The organism is Mycoplasma sp. 2261, from assembly GCF_053851575.1.
On record NZ_JBSQAX010000005.1, the window covers coordinates 21,039 to 37,459 of the forward strand.

At 25.6% G+C, this 16,421-nt stretch carries 16 protein-coding genes; 6 read left to right on the forward strand and 10 right to left on the reverse strand.

Annotated features, from left to right (window positions below):
* Positions 1–652: 652 nt before the first annotated feature.
* The 3 genes from rplS to rpsP are packed head-to-tail and all read right to left on the reverse strand — an operon-like array spanning position 653 to position 1,933.
* Positions 653–1,003, reverse strand: coding sequence for a 50S ribosomal protein L19 (rplS, locus tag ACWXVM_RS01480; protein WP_438340763.1), 351 nt, complete (start codon positions 1,001–1,003; stop codon positions 653–655).
* Complete coding sequence (trmD, locus tag ACWXVM_RS01485) at positions 993–1,670, reverse strand: tRNA (guanosine(37)-N1)-methyltransferase TrmD (protein ID WP_455993971.1); 678 nt, start codon at positions 1,668–1,670, stop codon at positions 993–995. Before trmD ends, rplS begins: the two co-directional genes overlap by 11 nt.
* Before the next feature lie 2 nt (positions 1,671–1,672).
* A complete protein-coding gene (gene rpsP / locus ACWXVM_RS01490) occupies positions 1,673–1,933 on the reverse strand; it encodes a 30S ribosomal protein S16 (protein WP_438340765.1) in 261 nt (86 codons plus the stop codon).
* Between the two features lie 195 nt (positions 1,934–2,128).
* On the opposite strand from rpsP, the gene ACWXVM_RS01495 reads away from it, so the two are divergent.
* Complete coding sequence (locus tag ACWXVM_RS01495) at positions 2,129–2,533, forward strand: cytidine deaminase (protein ID WP_438340766.1); 405 nt, start codon at positions 2,129–2,131, stop codon at positions 2,531–2,533.
* Positions 2,534–2,545: 12 nt separating this feature from the next.
* Positions 2,546–3,598 (forward strand): helix-turn-helix transcriptional regulator, encoded by a 1,053-nt coding sequence (locus tag ACWXVM_RS01500; protein WP_455993973.1) that lies wholly within the window; start codon positions 2,546–2,548, stop codon positions 3,596–3,598.
* A gap of 78 nt (positions 3,599–3,676) precedes the next feature.
* Here ACWXVM_RS01500 and ACWXVM_RS01505 read toward each other — a convergent pair whose 3' ends face one another.
* From ACWXVM_RS01505 to ACWXVM_RS01520, 4 genes are read right to left on the reverse strand one after another with little or no spacing between them, the layout of a single operon-like run.
* On the reverse strand, positions 3,677–4,258 hold the full coding sequence (locus tag ACWXVM_RS01505; protein ID WP_455993975.1) for a hypothetical protein: 582 nt from the start codon (positions 4,256–4,258) through the stop codon (positions 3,677–3,679).
* Positions 4,259–4,295: 37 nt separating this feature from the next.
* Entirely contained in the window at positions 4,296–4,769 is a 474-nt protein-coding gene (locus ACWXVM_RS01510) for a hypothetical protein (RefSeq protein WP_455993977.1), read from the reverse strand.
* A gap of 10 nt (positions 4,770–4,779) precedes the next feature.
* The gene (locus ACWXVM_RS01515) at positions 4,780–7,128 is read right to left on the reverse strand and encodes an OppA family ABC transporter substrate-binding lipoprotein (protein ID WP_455993979.1); all 2,349 of its coding nucleotides are present in this window, start codon (positions 7,126–7,128) and stop codon (positions 4,780–4,782) included.
* Between the two features lie 22 nt (positions 7,129–7,150).
* The gene (locus ACWXVM_RS01520; RefSeq protein WP_444705092.1) at positions 7,151–8,101 is read right to left on the reverse strand and encodes a hypothetical protein; all 951 of its coding nucleotides are present in this window, start codon (positions 8,099–8,101) and stop codon (positions 7,151–7,153) included.
* A 101-nt stretch (positions 8,102–8,202) separates the two neighbouring features.
* On the opposite strand from ACWXVM_RS01520, the gene ACWXVM_RS01525 reads away from it, so the two are divergent.
* Positions 8,203–10,068: an MAG3240 family lipoprotein gene (locus ACWXVM_RS01525; RefSeq protein ID WP_455993981.1), complete on the forward strand. Its 1,866-nt coding sequence runs from the start codon at positions 8,203–8,205 to the stop codon at positions 10,066–10,068.
* A gap of 3 nt (positions 10,069–10,071) precedes the next feature.
* Complete coding sequence (locus tag ACWXVM_RS01530) at positions 10,072–11,082, forward strand: HxHSH motif-containing lipoprotein (protein ID WP_438340773.1); 1,011 nt, start codon at positions 10,072–10,074, stop codon at positions 11,080–11,082.
* A 61-nt stretch (positions 11,083–11,143) separates the two neighbouring features.
* Here the strand turns inward: ACWXVM_RS01530 and ACWXVM_RS01535 are convergent, their stop codons facing one another.
* Genes ACWXVM_RS01535 through ACWXVM_RS01545 form a run of 3 tightly spaced genes read right to left on the reverse strand, consistent with a single transcriptional unit; the run spans position 11,144 to position 14,255 of the window.
* A complete protein-coding gene (locus ACWXVM_RS01535; RefSeq protein ID WP_455993983.1) occupies positions 11,144–12,319 on the reverse strand; it encodes an ABC transporter permease subunit in 1,176 nt (391 codons plus the stop codon).
* On the reverse strand, positions 12,309–13,268 hold the full coding sequence (locus tag ACWXVM_RS01540; protein ID WP_438340775.1) for an ABC transporter permease subunit: 960 nt from the start codon (positions 13,266–13,268) through the stop codon (positions 12,309–12,311). Before ACWXVM_RS01540 ends, ACWXVM_RS01535 begins: the two co-directional genes overlap by 11 nt.
* Before the next feature lie 51 nt (positions 13,269–13,319).
* Positions 13,320–14,255 carry a Vmc-like lipoprotein signal peptide domain-containing protein gene (locus ACWXVM_RS01545; protein ID WP_444705096.1) on the reverse strand — a complete coding sequence of 312 codons (936 nt, stop codon included), beginning with the start codon at positions 14,253–14,255 and terminating at the stop codon, positions 13,320–13,322.
* A gap of 223 nt (positions 14,256–14,478) precedes the next feature.
* Between ACWXVM_RS01545 and ACWXVM_RS01550 the strand changes: the two genes are divergently transcribed.
* Together ACWXVM_RS01550 and msrA are read left to right on the forward strand one after the other, a co-directional pair.
* Positions 14,479–15,546, forward strand: coding sequence for a hypothetical protein (locus ACWXVM_RS01550; protein ID WP_455966302.1), 1,068 nt, complete (start codon positions 14,479–14,481; stop codon positions 15,544–15,546).
* Between the two features lie 221 nt (positions 15,547–15,767).
* The gene (gene msrA, locus ACWXVM_RS01555; RefSeq protein ID WP_455993985.1) at positions 15,768–16,286 is read left to right on the forward strand and encodes a peptide-methionine (S)-S-oxide reductase MsrA; all 519 of its coding nucleotides are present in this window, start codon (positions 15,768–15,770) and stop codon (positions 16,284–16,286) included.
* Positions 16,287–16,421: the final 135 nt, after the last annotated feature.

Sequence of the window (16,421 nt, forward strand, 5' to 3'; positions counted from 1 at the left end):
TAATTTATTTGATTTGTTTTAGGCAAAATAGCAAAAGTACAATTGATATTTGCAAAAGGTGGAAATTACTATTAAAGATTTTGCAGAAATAAAATAGAGGATGATTATAACATAAGATATTTTGGAGATAAAAGACTAGATAATTTTGAAAAATACAAAGAAATCTCGAACCTTAATTTTTTTGCTGTTAACAAAGCCAAGAGTATATGCTGATTTTAGCTGTGAATAATTTTTTATAATTTAAATATGAAGATAACTGATGTATGCTAGGCAGTAATTTTCCAAACTTATATTATGGTTTGCAAAAAATAGAATGCCTAGCAAAAATTTAGTAATTGCTTTTGTAATAATTTTTAGATTAAGAATATGTATTTGCACAAGTTAAATAGCAATCCTTAGAAGCAAAATAGAAGTATTGATACTTATTTTAAATTGCTATTTTTTTAATACTTTTGGTAATAAAGCTCCTTGTTTTGAAAATATTGATATTAATAAAATTATTTTAGCTATTGAAAAACTGTGGATACGATGTTTTGCAATTAATTTACTAAGACAGCAAGATTAATTATTTTAAGGGTGATTGCTGAAAAAATTATTTTTGTTATAAAAAAGCATGTTAGGTGAAACATGCTTTTTTAAGATACAAGAATAACTATTTTTTAATTTCTTTCAATCTTGCGCTTTTTCCTTTAAGACCTCTCATGTAGTAAAGTTTAGCTCTTCTAACCTTATTTTTTCTAGTTACTTGAATAGCAGAAATTAAAGGAGAGTTAATTTTAAATACACGTTCAACGCCAATACCATATGAATCTTTTCTAACAGTGATAGATTTATTGATACCTTCACCATATGCAGCAATAACTAGCCCTTCAAATACTTGAATTCTTTCTTTATCGCCTTCTTTAATTCTAACGTGAACTCTAACTATGTACCCTTCTCTTATTTCGGGAAGATCTGTTCTAATTTGGTCTTTTTCTACAAGTTCTAATAAGCTACTTCTCATTTTTTATCCTTTCGATAATATCTTTACGATTTTTTAGTGTTTTTAAATAAGCATGTTTCTCACGTCATTCTTTTATTAGTTTATGATTACCAGAAAGTAATATTTCAGGAACTTTTAGTCCTTTATATTCTGCTGGTCTAGTGTATTGGGGATAGTCAAGTAGTCCTTCGTTTTCAAAACTTTCGTTTTGATGGCTCCCCTTGCGCAAAACTCCGGGAACTAATCTAGCAACAGCTTCACAAACAACCATAGCTGCAGTTTCTCCACCTGTTAGAATATAATCTCCAATTGATAATTCTTCATCCACAAAATTTAAAACGCGTTCATCAAAACCTTCATAATGGCCACACACGAGTGTTATTTCATTATGCTTAGCAAGTTCGTGTGCTTTCATTTGGTTGAATTTTTGTCCTTGTGGACTAATTAGGATTTTATAACTATTGGGTAGTGTTTCAAGAGCGAGATCGATAGGCTCGACTTGTAGAAGCATCCCATCACCCCCGCCGTATATACAATCATCAACCTTATTTCTTTTTTCTTTTGAAAATTTTCTAAAATCAATAATATTTAATTCTAGGTGCCCAAGACGTATTGCTTTGCCTATAACACTATAGGTTTTAAATGCTTCAAAATGTTCTGGGAATATTGTGAGAATGTTTATTTTCATAACTATTTGTTTTTTGATTCGATGTATTTTTTGTAGAAATCGTTCTTCTTTAAAAGAGTTCTAACTGTTTCAGTAGGCTTTGCTCCGTTGTTTAAGTATACAGTTGTTAATTCTTCATTTAGATATAAATTTTTTGTATGAGGATCATAGTATCCTAATTCATCAATAAATTTTCCATCACGTGGTGCTCTAGCATCAGAAGCAACAACTTTATATGTAGCATGGAATTTTTTTCCGGTTCTTTTTAGTCTTAATTTAACCATAAGTATTCCTCCTTGAAGTTTTTTATATATTTTTAGTATATTTAAATTTTAATAAAAAAATTTTAACATAAAAAAATAAATGTTAAGTAAAAATGCTTAACACTTTAATTTGATTTTTATATTTGATATAAGCAAAGATAATTTGTATTATTTAGTTTTATAGTTTTAAAAACTATAAATAGTATAATTATTATTATGAACAAAGAATTATTAAAAGAAAAATTAAACTATTCATTTGCACCATATTCAAAGGTTAAAGTGGCAGCTTTAGCTATTGATAAGTTGGGCAATGAATATTATGGAGTCAATTGTGAAAATGCTGCGTATCCTAGTGGACTTTGCGCTGAAAGATCTGCACTTTTTGGTTCGGTAGCATATGGCGCAGAAGTGGGGACATTTAAGGAAATACATATAATTAGCAATTTGAATAAAATATTATTCCCATGTGGTGCCTGTCTACAAGTAATGTCTCAATTTTTAGATAAAGATTCCAAGGTAGTATTGCATTCTACTGATCTAACTGAGGAAAGACAATTTTCGATGAATCAATTAATACCTAGCGCAGTAAAAAATGAAGACATTATCCACGCTGCAAAATAAAATGGGGATTTTATGGAAACTGAACATGTTTGCGATTTAAAACATCTTGATTTGCATGGAAATAATTTTGGAGAAGAAATTTCTTATTATTTAGAAAAATTTTCAATATCACAAAAAGAATTAGCACAACGTTTAGGGCTTAGTGCTCAATATGTCTATATAATCATTAATAGCAAAACGAATGTTAATTTAAGTATTGCAATTATTGAAGGCTTGGAAAATGTTTTTAATTTGGAATTAGGTACGCTATCTGAGGTTTATTCAATATATGCTAATAAGGAAAAATCTAATATACAAGATGCTGAAAAACTTTTGGTGCAATATGGAGAGGACTTTATCATTAAGAATCCAAGTTTGCCACTGGTAAGTAATATTAAATTAACAAAGGATATGCCTATTAGCAAAAAATTGATGATTATGAATAGGTTTTATGGCGTTGCTAATTTAGATAATTATACCCAATATTTGCGTGAAAATGCACTAGCAGATGAAAGTATTTATGCCAACCCTAATAGTAAGGTTTGAATTCGATTTTGTGAATTATCGGTTTTAGAAACAATTAGTACTAAAAAAATTGGTGTTTTTAGAAAAAATAATTTTGAAGTTGTGTATAAAAGAGTTGTTAAATTAATATGCGCTAAAAATTTAAACTTTAAAAATAAAATTGATGAAATACAAAATTATTTATTGACTAAAGGAATTATTTTGATTACAATGCCTTTTATCGAGAATAGCGATATTGCGGCCATTACTTTTCAAAAAGGAGCTAGAAGACTTATATTTGTTTCGGATATTTTTAATTGTGAAGCATTTATTTTTAACTATATTTTACATGAATTAACACATTGTTTTTTTGTTAATAAAAGCGAAAATGAAATTGATGATATTTATATTGAGGCATATCATAAAATTAAGTCTGAATATAATTTTAAATATGAGGGTATTGATGATGCTCTATTGGCTTTTGACAAGTGTAGTGCAGTGCAACATGATGATCGCAAGGGTGAGGTTTGCGATATAACTAAGAAAGTTTTTTATAAATACGAAAAAGTTTCTTTTAGTTAATATTTCTTGTAAAATATTCATTAAATGAAATAATTAAGAAATAAAAATAGGATCTGACTTAATAGATCCTATTTTTATTTAATTGTCTAAATCCAAATAAATATACTCAGTGGCCTCAGTGTTCATTTTCCCATTAACAATTATATCTAGGCATTTTACAGAATATCTGATAGCAGGTTGCTTCTTTTCGAGACCTTCAAGTACAAATTCCATCTCTATAACATGACCAGAAAGATATTTTAAGCTTCCTAATGTTGATGTAAAAGATAAATATTTTTTAAAATTTTCATTTGCTTTAACATTTTCGAACGTTCTTGAAGGGTCATTAGCAGCTTTTGATGTAATTCCCCTATCAATTGGATAGGAATCGGCTCTAATTTTTTGCAATATTTTCATTAATTCTTCACGAGGTAACTTTTTACCTTCATTTGTTAGGGTATATGAAAATGAGTTTTTTATTTCGCCTAATTGTGAAGTCGTTAGAAGTTTTGCTTTAGGACGTTTTAAAGGGTTTATTTTGCCTGTTGCATTATTTTGACTTTTGTCAGGCAAAAGCTGATTGTTTTGGCTATTTGTCGGTCCTCCACACGAAACAGCTATTAGCGGAAATACGATTCCACTAAATGAACTAAATATTAGAAATTTTTTTATCTTTTTCATATCTATATTATACCACTCCATTTTTTAATGTTTTAAATTAATCAGTTTGCAATTTGACTATTCCATTAGCTTCTTCTTGATAATTTCTATCGACACATTTTATAGTGTATTTAATTATTGGTGTTTGTCCATCAAATGCCAGTTTGAATTCATATATATGTGCTGAACCTAAACCATTTAATTTATGATATTTAAATGAAAAGTTTTTTTTAAATTCAGCATCTCAATTAATGATTTGAAAAGTATTTATTTTAGTATTATATTTTGATTTTGTAAACTTATCTCATAAGGCATATAATTTTCCTTCTTCATTTAATTTTTTGCCCTCAGGTTTTAATGCGAATTCAAATTTTTCTTTTATTTCTTGAATTTGTGAGTCGGTTAATAATTGTACTTTTGGTTTATTTGGATTTTTTTTATCAAAATTACATGATAATGTAACAATTGGCAGTGTGAGGATAGAACTAGTAGCAATTATTGATAAGAATATTTTCTTCTTATTTTTAATCATTTTTTTCTCCTTATTTAATTTTTATATCTTGTAAATAATTTAAGTTATTTCAACCAAGTGGTTTAATGATGTTATTTTGATAAATAATTTTAGAAAAGCTATTGATGTTAATTTGATTTATAAGATTTATTGAATAACTAATTAGATTATTAATTTCATTAATAAGTTTTAATTGGTTTTCTACTTCTAAATTACTTAGATAAGTGATAAATAATGTTTCTTGTGTTTTGCTCAAACTATTTTTGAGATTTATATTATTATTCACTAAAAAATTATGCAATGAAATAATCTGTTCAAAACTAGTTAAATAATCTTTCTTATTTTTAGATATAAGGTCAATTAATTTATTTAAATTATTTTCAAAATTTGTTAATTGTTTGTATAAATATTCTGGTGTTGTTCCCTGGAATAGTTTAAATGTAGATTTTTTGTATATTGATTTATTTCTCTCAAAAAATTCTTGATATTTTTCAAAGTTATCAATTTTAGTTATATCTATGTTTAGCCGGCGGTCGATAGAATTAAAAATCTTTTTAATCAGCAGTATCCTTTTGTTAATAAATTGATTATCCTTGGTGATCATTATAGGAATATTTACATAAATATTTTCATTTGAATTAGATGTTTTATAAAAATTATCAATTATATTTCTTAGGTTAGTTTCAATAAATTTAAATCATGTTGATTTAATCTTGTCTTCAACAAAAACAATTAATGGATCATTTAGTCTATTTTTATTTTGGTATTGGAATGTATCACTTAATTTTTTATTATTCGCTCCAAAAATAATAGGTTTCGATATTTGATTATATGCATCCTTTAGTTCACTTATTCCAATAGCATCATTAGAGGCTAAAATATCAAGATTTTCTGGTGCTTGACTTAATCATAGATTTTTGTCATCCTCAATTAGGCTATACTGGTTTATTAGGTTGTTAAATAATGATTGAAATGTCAAATTATTTTTGCTAAATTCTAGTGAGTTATTATCTTTTAATCCATAATATAGTTTCATAAAGTTTTTATTCATATATTTCGTTTTTATATCAGGATTTTGGTTAATGATAATATTGTTGTTAATTGAATATCTATTATAATTTTTTTGATATGAAAAATTATATTTCTTATAGTTTTCAAGAATATAGTTTTTTTCATCTAAATTAAGGTCTTCATATTCTATTTTTGAAATAATATTTTGCTTAAAAGCATTTAATGATTGGAGTGAAAACGTAGATTGCGATAAGGGCAACGAGTTGTATTGAATGATTATTTCTTTAAGATTATCATCTTCATTTTTTTGATAGTTTTTATTTATTTTTAAGGTAGTTTCATTGGCATTCATATGCGAAATAAAATAATTACTTGCATAAAATCTGTTTTGGTAGGTTTCACCATAATTAAAAAATCAATCAAGATTTTTTAGGGGATCTTTGTAACTTGATTCTATTATTTCATAAGGAATTGCATCTAGATAATTTTGAATAATAAGGATATTATCAAATATTTGTTTTAGATTTTTAAATGATCCGTCCCTTGTTTTGATAGTAATTTTATTATTATCAAAATTAAGTAGTGCATCAACATCAATATCATTTTGAATTAGGTAGTTATATAGATCGAAACCATCATTTTTTTGTAGTTTTTTATTGTTATATTTTGAAAGATCAATCTTATGCTTTGTAGCAAAAGAGTGGCGATATTCTTTGTTTCGTAACAATTTTGATAATAACCCCAGTTTAAATGATTTGTGGTTAATATGGTTATTGGTATTTATAATATTGCCTAGGTAATTAATCCAAACATTGTCTCTATTTTTAATTTCTATTGTAACTTTATTTGTGTTATTCAAATCTTTAGCAAAGTTTGGGTTATTTATTGATTTGATATCGCTCGAAGGAACAAATAGGAAGGGTGAGTTAAAACCATTACCCTTATCCTTTTTAGGCTTAAAAATACCATTTTCTGGTTTGTTTGATTCATTTTCATAATCTACAATATCAGTATTATCATTGCTATATTCATTAGTGCCTATTGGCGTTGTGATATTAATTTTGTTGGCCCATTCTAATTTATAATGAAGTTCTGAGGGAGCTAAAACAATATTGTCTCTAAAATCAATTAAGGGCTGTTGGCTTGATTTTATTCGTATTAGTTTTGCTGCTGTTGCTAGGTTAATTTTGTGAATATTTTTACTAGTATAGTTATCATCAAGGTAGCTAAAGCTAGCATAATCATTACCATAATTATTTTTTTCAATGAAACGATATTTATTGGTGTTGAAATTATTTTTTACACATGATATTGTAATTATGGGCATTAAACTGATTAACGGTGTTAATAAAATCATTTTTTTGTTCATTTTATTTCCTCCCTTAGTTTGTTTAAACATGGCTATGAAAACTTAAAAGCATTATTGTTGTGACAATAGAAGCAGCAAAAATTATTAATGTTCGATATAAAGTTTTAGTATCTTTGTTTCTTATATGAATAAATTCAGGGACTAGTTCAAAGATAGCGGTAAATATGATAATTGCGCCTCCAAAAATCAATAATGAGGATTGTATTCATTTTAAATCATCGTTTATGAATCGCCCAGTAAATGCTCCTAAAAAAATGAAGGGGATTATAAGTAAAAAAGTTATGAAATTATATAAAACTGCCTTTCCTTTTTTTTCTCCATATTGAATTTGACGGAAGTATATGATTGTGACTTCAATAAGGATATGGATGGTAAATGTTATTAGTAGAGTAAGTGAACTTGAAAAAGTATTTTGAGTAAATATTATTTTAAATATTGAATATCCAATAAAAAAACCATCAATTATTCTGTGACTTAATAACATAACAATTGCTAATCAAGCTGCTTTGGGGTTATCAATATCTTTGAATGAAATTAGGTGATCTGAGTGGTTATGTTCTTCATGACTTTTATGAGGATCTATTTTAGATTTTCTAATAAATAAATACCTTCCTGCAATAACAACACTAAAGCCTATTAATGCACTTATCCCGAGAATACCGACAGTTACTAGTGTCCTGTTTATTTCTGAACCAAACTTATTTGGGCCATCATGTGTAAAATCGATAGCAATTTTATATCCTTCTCGCAAAAAACCGAATGCTCCAATCATTAAAAACATTCCAGTTGAAAAAGCATACATATAAATAATTGCATTACCTTTTTTTGCTTTTTCAGATGGCTTTATAAACGAAAGGAGACCTAATAATATGAGTGGTAAAATCATTAATATCGGGATATAAACTAGTATATTTATAAATATGGTTAATTCTATATTATTTTCAAATGCAGTCCCCACGTTATTTATTATCATATATTTACCTCCTTTCACAATGTTTATTAATTCGTAATTTTGTAATAATTATACAATATTTTTATAACTATAATATAAAAAAAAGTGATAAAATTTGTATTATGAAAATAAGAAAAAAGCTATTAAATTTGTTATTAATTTCTCCTATTGTGGCAATTCCTTTTGCAGTTTTAAGTTGTAGTCAAAATATTAAAAAAGAAGTATATTTAGATATTGATAAGGTATCGAGAGTATTTTTGAATAGATTAACTCTTAGCCAAATAGCCTCAATAGAAAAAGATGAACATATATTTTATTGATTCGATAAGAATGGCCGCCATAATTTTGATGCAGTAAAGATAGAAAACAAAAAAATGTACCTACTTAATAAAAATGAATGGGTTGAATATAAACCGGATTTTCCATATAGAAATAATTGAAAGCAGTTTACTACTGGCAATAATAATATTCGTATATTCGATTCAGATGAAAAGAGTGATATTAATAGCTTTTTGAATGAATATTCGTTTGATGATGTTGACTCAGCAGGTTCTTTTAATGACGAATGATTTACAACTTTATCATTGATATTTGGAAAAGATTTTAATAGAAATAGGGATCCCTATTTTGAGGACATACAGACAGTAATTTTTAGATTGAACCAAGATATTGATTTGAATTATTCTATAATGAATCGTAAATATCTTATTAATGCTAAAAAGCATAGGGTATTGTTTTCAAATTGAATTCAACCTCAATATATACAAGCAAAATCTTTTTTGTCAAATGAACATAATGAGATGAGATCAACATTTGTAAAACTATTAAAACTTTATTTAAATAAGTTTAACGTTGATGTGGCATCAATCGATATTGATTGAAGCAATAGCGAAATAAAACATTCATACTCTGGAGCTACAGATTATATTTCCTTTGAGATAAGTAGTATTAAGGATTGGAACGGTCAAGAATTAATAAAATCTAAAAATAAGAATAAAAAGTATTATTTAAATGGCTTCAGAAATTATGCCACAAATGGAAAATTTGGTGTCGGAACTAAAGGAATAAAAGAAGAATATCCATTATTTACTGATTACGTCGAAAATCCCCTTTTATTCATGGATGGAAAGAGATATCTAACAATTATTGATAATATTAATCACTTCATAAAGTCATCAGGTTCAAAAGATTATTGAAATGCCAAAGGTTTGATGAATTTATTTTGAAATCTAAAAGATGAGATCTTTGTAATAAAGATTCCAGAATATAGAAAAAAAGAAGATCTTGAATATAAAATAGTTGATTTTGAATTTACTGATTATTTTGACACTAATCAGGTTTTTAGAGCAATTGTTCAGGTTACTAAGAAAGATGGCACAAAAAAGAAATATTCCTGGTTAAGTTCTAACTTTGATGATCATGGACACAGGTTAAAGGGGTTGATTACTAAAAATAAAAATAACGCAAATATTTTACCTGAGGATATTTATTCATTTAAACCAAGTAATAATGGGATAAAAGCTGGCATAAAACTTTCGGATTTTGTTAACAGTAACAAGGATTCAGCGTTTATTGAAGGGCTTAATGAAGCATCAAATAAGATGGATAAATTGTTTAATTATTGAAATAACGATAGTAGACAAAATTTTGATGTTTCGCTTTTAGATAATAATTCATATCAAGTCAAGGTGCTTGAAGCATATATTAATAACTATTTATTAGCTTATGCTCTAGAAAATAAACAAGGCAAAACATTAGATGGTATAAAGAGAATTGAACTTAATTTAAAACCAGAAAAAAATAAATTAGGTCAATTATATATTGAATTAAATTTTATTTCATTTAATAATCCGTCTGATTTTAAGTATAAATCAAAAAATGATAAAGTTATAGCAAAGGCTTCTGTTTATTGAAATTATTTTAAGGGCTATGATGTTCAAAAATCTAATGATATATTTACACTTATTAATTTTGAAAGGTTGGTATAACTAATGAGGATCAAAAAAATTTTGACTAGTTTTTTGGGATTATCTTTATTTGGATTGCCTGCTATTTCAATTTCATGTATAAGATATCCAAATGATTCAGAAAATGTATCATTAAATGAATCGATAGAAAATAAGAGTAACATTGTTGAGATAAAACTTGAAAATAAACCAACACTTGAAATAAAAAAAATATACGATAATGAACTCTTGAAATTATTTTTAGAAGTTAAACAGACGTATCGAAATTATCGTAAGCGATATATTAGAATTATAAGAAGAATAGATGCTTTTAGAAACAAGGTTGCTGCATTAATTATCGACCAAGGAAAACCTGAGAATTCAAAAAAAATTAATGATTTTTTTGTTAAATGATTAGAAGAAGCAGGTAAACAAAAAACAAGTTTAGCTAAACTTTTAGATAAATATCAACTAATTTTTCAAGATGTTGATGCCGTTTTGAACGATGTTAATTTAGTTTTTGATAATCAACAGTTTATTAAATTTATCGAAATTATTGATAAGAGATTGAGTGGAAAGGATATTAATCTTGGTGAGCTGCAAAAGTCCATTATCGATGCCTGAGATTTTTTAAGAAAGAATGTATTTAATGAAAAAAAAGTTTCGAAAATAGAAGATCTTGACAAGATAAATATCGAGAGTGACAAGAATTCTCATACTCATTCACATGCCATTGTTAATCTTACCTTTGAAATGGGGTTATGGCATTTATTGTTAAAAAAGAGTGTAAAGGATCAAAAAATAATAGGTGAATTAAAAAAAGATTTTAAAGTTTTAAAAGAAAATGTTATTGACAACATTGGCCAAAAAAACTATGAATCAGATTATAATTTTTTAATTAAACTATTTAGTGAAAATATGGATTTTAACAAATCTAATAATCTAATTAATGATGAATATCAAGCCAAAGCTAAACAAATTATGGAAAGTATTAAGAAAATATTGATTGATGTTGCTAAAAAGGAAGGTATATCTGATAAATTAAATCTTAATTAATTGAATTTTTTAAAAAAATAGGCCTAAGTTGAATTTCTTTGCGAAGTATGCTTGGCCTATTTTATTTTGTTTTTGGGTTAAATGTATTAGCTAAACCTGATGATAGTAGCTTTAAATTTATTGAAAAAGCAATTATAAATATTGATGCGGTTAAGAGATATCCAGGATTATTGGATACCAAACTAATTGCTTCTTTTAAAATGAAACCTATATTTATGCTATTTGAATCATTAATAAAATCTAGGAATGCTAATGAAGAAGCAATTAAGATATTAATAGAAAATCTTTCAACTAATATTATTAGAAAGTTTGCAAAAATTCTTTTGAAAATATGATTATAGGCAATTCTTCAATTTGATGCACCAACAGCCCTAGAAGCAACGATAAATTCTTGTGTTAGCAAGGAATTGATTTCTTCTTTTGCAAATTTGAAATATGAAATTCAGCAAATTATTGATAATGATATAAACAACCCATATAAACTTGTTCCGATAAAAATAGATAATAGAAAAACTCAAATAATTTCTGGGATAACACTAATAGAGTTAATTATTCTATCAATAAATCGTACAATTATATTTTGCTTATAAATATTTATAATAACTGCAAAATTAAAACCGATAAAAATATTAATGATAATTGCAGCAAGAATTATTAAAATAGTTGACCAAATAGATGTTATCGTTCTAGCATATATATCAATTCCTTGGTTGTTTGTTCCTAGAAATAAACCATTAGGAATTTTTATGGGCATATCTTTAGATAATTGTAAGAGATTTACTGCTTTGATTAGATTGTAAGGATTGTATGTTAAAGTAACAATATCTGTATAAATAGTTTGCTCTCCACCAATATCTCTCGCTGAGTCAAATTCAATTCAAAATATTAAGTTTCTATGTTCACTAGCCGCTGATTTTGCTTCCAGTTTTGCGATGTTTCTTATAAAATCTAATTCAACACCACGATTAAAGTTTTTTGTTATTTTTTGAGAAATATTTGATGGCAGGTCATTAACTAGTGTTGTATTTTCATTGATTGAGTGAGTAGGAGAGTTTTTAATTAAAAATGTGGCAATTAATAAAGCTAATATTAAAATAACAAAGCATATAAAACAAATAAGATTAAATTTATTGGCAAAAAATCTTTTTCAGTATTGTTTTGCAGAATTTGTATGGATAACATAAGGATTCGAATTCGATTTTTTTTCTCTTGCAAAGTTAAATAGATTATTGTGCATTTTTACCTCGTTTATATTTTTTAAAAAGAAGTAAAGAAGTGAATTCGTTTTTCGGGCTCAACTTTATTATAGCGATTTTATTGATTAATAAAAGAAAACTTAGTAAAATAAAATTAAAGATAAAGTAAAACATAATAATATCTACTTCACCTTTTCTGAAAGCAAATGAAATTAATAAACTTTGGCCTGGGATTGAAAAAATTCTTTCAACTAAAATTGTTATTGTGAATAATAAAACATAGAGAACAAAAAATAAGTTGAGTTCGCCAATTAACAATTCTTTTAAAACAACTTTTTTTAGTAAATCACGCTTTTTCATTCCATATGTTTTTGCAAATAGATAATAATCTGATTTAAGAATTTCAAACGTTTTTTTTCTTGATTTAGAAAAGAAGATAGCTACTGTTGGAAGTGAAGAAATTAGTATAGGAACTATTAGCGAAGCAAAGCTAAGTTTACTATTTAAAAACTGCGAGGGATAGCCAAATATGTCTGCACTTGATAAAGCAAGAATGCAAATAATTAAGATTGGTAAGGAACCTAAAAAAGAAATAATAATAGAGGTTATAACATCATATGATTTATTAAATTTATAAGCAGAAAACACTCCTAATATGTTGCCGACAATAAAGCTAATAATAAATACTGATAGACTTATTAAAAAGGTCCAACGAAATTGCCGTAGGTAGAGAAATAAAATGTTATTTTCAACACTTGCTAATTCATGAGAGTATATTTTTCCGGGATTAAATGTAAATAAATTTGTTAAAAAGGTCTTAAATCTAGCTCCATAGTTATGTGAAATTTGTGAATAAATAGCTATATTTTTTTTAATTTGAGGTTCAATTAAAACATTTATTGCAAAGAATATAATAACAATTGAAATAAAGAAAATAAAAAAATAGAAAGCAATATTTTTGAACAAGTTTATTTTAATTTTAGTTGTCATAATTTACCCCCTATTTTTAACTTTATCTATCATTGGCGTATTTTGAATGCATTATTCTTCGTGATGGTCATCGATATTTTCTATTTGAATTGATTCTGTTTGAACTATTTTTTTGTCTGCGGTGTTATAGAAATTTATATTTAATATTAAGAAGTTATCTACAAATTTAGTTTTTGAATCATCAAAATTGATACTAAATTCAATATCATTTTTATTTTTATCAATTTTTTCGATTGGTAGTGTTTTTTGTAATTCTTCTAATAAATTTTTAAAGCCTTTTTCTTGCTCTGCTTTTAGTTTATTCAAGAAATTAGTTTGTGCTTCTTTTTCTTCAATTTTATTTTTTAATTTTGTTGTAAATTTTCAATTTGAAATCGTTTTTACAGGTTCGATTTTTTTGAAACCAATTAATGTAAATCTAATTGTAGTATTTAAAACCTTGAATTTAATATCTAGGTGGATTTCACCCTCATCATCATGCGAATGAGTTGAAGCGGAGATACTTAATTCTTCTTTTTCTCTTAATTCATTTTCGATAAAAATAATTGAATATTTTGAAAAAACTTTTTTAACATCTTCTCATTTTTTTGCTGATTTTAATTCCTTAACTACATCAGAAGCAATAACTTCTTCTTGATTTTCGGCTATTTTTTGAACAATTAATCCTGATTTTTCTTGTGTGTTTCTTTTATTGAAACTTGATATTGCTAATTTTATTTTTTCTAATAATGATTTAACCTTTTTTTCGTCTTTTTCATCTTTTTTAAGTTTATTTATCTCTTCTAGTATTTTTTGAGCATTCTCTTTTTCATTTAAATCTTCCTCATATTTAATAATTTTTTGAATTTGGTCTTTTTTTGAAATAATTTGGTTGATTTCCGCAGTTGAATCGCCATTTTTATTACTACATGATGCAACTACTAATGGAGTGCTTAAAACTGCTATTAAAGGTGATAGTGATAAAAATAACTTTATGTTTTTTTTCATATATTTACCTCATTTAAAATTAAATTACTTTAATAAATTATAACAAAAATAGTTTAACTATATTTTTATTTTTTTTGCATTTTTGTCTTATTTATGCGATTTTTATTAAAATAATGTGAAAAATTAAATAAAATTTAAATTAACAAAGTAATTAACTAAAATTAATTATAAAATTGTTTCCAATTGGTATTATAAACTTGTTGCTGAAAGGTTAAGATGTTATATGAGTAAAAAAGATTTATTGATGTTAGAGAATCGAATAAATTCATGTACAACCTTTGGAGAATTTTTAAGAAATATTTTCACAATTGCCAATATTAAGACAAATGATGTTTGCAAAAAGATTAAAGCCGATCGAAGAAAAATATTTAACTTGTTAAACGATTTAAGAGATGATGTTAGTCTTAATTTAATTCAAGATTTAGAAAAAATGCTAGACCTAAAAATTGGCTATTTAACAAATAAATGATATTTTTTTAGAAATAATCTTAATGTTGGCCCATTAGATAAAGCAGAAATAATTAAAAGACTAGGCTGGGAGATACTTGAAAAAAATCGTTATCTTACTAATATCTTAGGCGATAATAGGCTTAGCCAGTCGCCCAGTGAAGAAGAAATAATTGAATTTCTTGAAAAATATTATGGAACATTGAACATTGAGGAATATTCAAAGTATATTTCAAAACATTTGTATATTAATCATTGCAAAATTACAAAACATAATAGAATCCCTTTTATTCGTTTTTGTGAATTATTCATTAGAGAAAATTTTAAAGGAAAAGACATTGCTTCAAGATCAAGATTTAAGGAATATTTACCAAAATTTGTTATTGTTAGATTAATTGATACACTGTTTAATGAAATTGATTCTTTTGATGAAAAAATTAGTAAAGTTTCTTTGCTTCTTAAAGATAGAAATATTGAGTTAATAAAACTTCCCTATATTGAAAAAACGATGACAAGATCGATAACTTTTTCATTTGGTCCTAAAAAATATATTATTATAACTGATATGTATAATTCCGAAATATTGATTTTATTTTCATTATTTAGAGAAATTATGATTTGCTTTAATCCTTGATTATCAAGAGAAGAGTATTATGAAGAATTTAGAAAAAAATATGATATTTGAAGAGGATACAATAAGGCTAGAAATTTAAGAATGATTGATGATATTTTAGAAGGAATTAAGCAAATTTCTTTGCTTGATAAGAATAATGCTAATTTTTATGAAAATATTCTTGAAATTTATAAGAGCATTGCTAAAAAATATAAAAAAATAAAATTTTAGATGCTAAATATTTTAAAAACTACTAAAAATAAGTTGATTTATAACAAAATAAAAAAACATAAAATATAGGCTGATATCTATTTTTTATTTTTAATGTTATTATATTAAAATAAACTAATAATAATTTAAATTATGAATACCTAATAGAAATTAAGATATATTTAGCTTGGTTTTTTAAGTACTATATTAACTTAAAACTAATTAAATCAAGGAGGAAAATTATGAAAAAAACTATCTATCTAGCTGGCGGATGCTTTTGGGGTGTGCAAGCCTATTTTTCGCGTTTAAAAGGTGTTATAGAAACTAAGACTGGTTATGCAAACGGTAATACTGATGTAACCTCATATTATCAAATTAAATCAACCTTACATGCTGAGACAGTGAGGGTCATTTATGATGATGAGAAAATTTCTTTAGAGGAACTTGTTTTACACTTATTTAGAATTATTAATCCAGGATCCTTAAATAAGCAGGGAGGTGATATTGGTATCCAATATCGAACCGGTGTATACTATGATAATGAAAGTGATTTTACTAAATTAGAAAAGTTATTTAATATTTTAAAGGGAAATTATAGTGAATTTTATGTAGAACTTTTACCTCTCACAAATTTTGTAATCGCAGAAGAATATCATCAAGATTATTTGCAAAGAAATCCATCTGGTTATTGTCACGTAAGACTTGATATTGAACCTGAATTAAATGAGAGTGAGAAAAAAATTATTAATTTATTAAAATAATATCATTATATTAAGATAGGTAACGAGAAAAAAACATAGCAAGAAAAGCTATGTTTTTAGTTAAATCCATATTATTTCGTTTATTTTTTTAAAAAAATTCAAATATAGTTAACATAATACTTAGTAAAATTAATA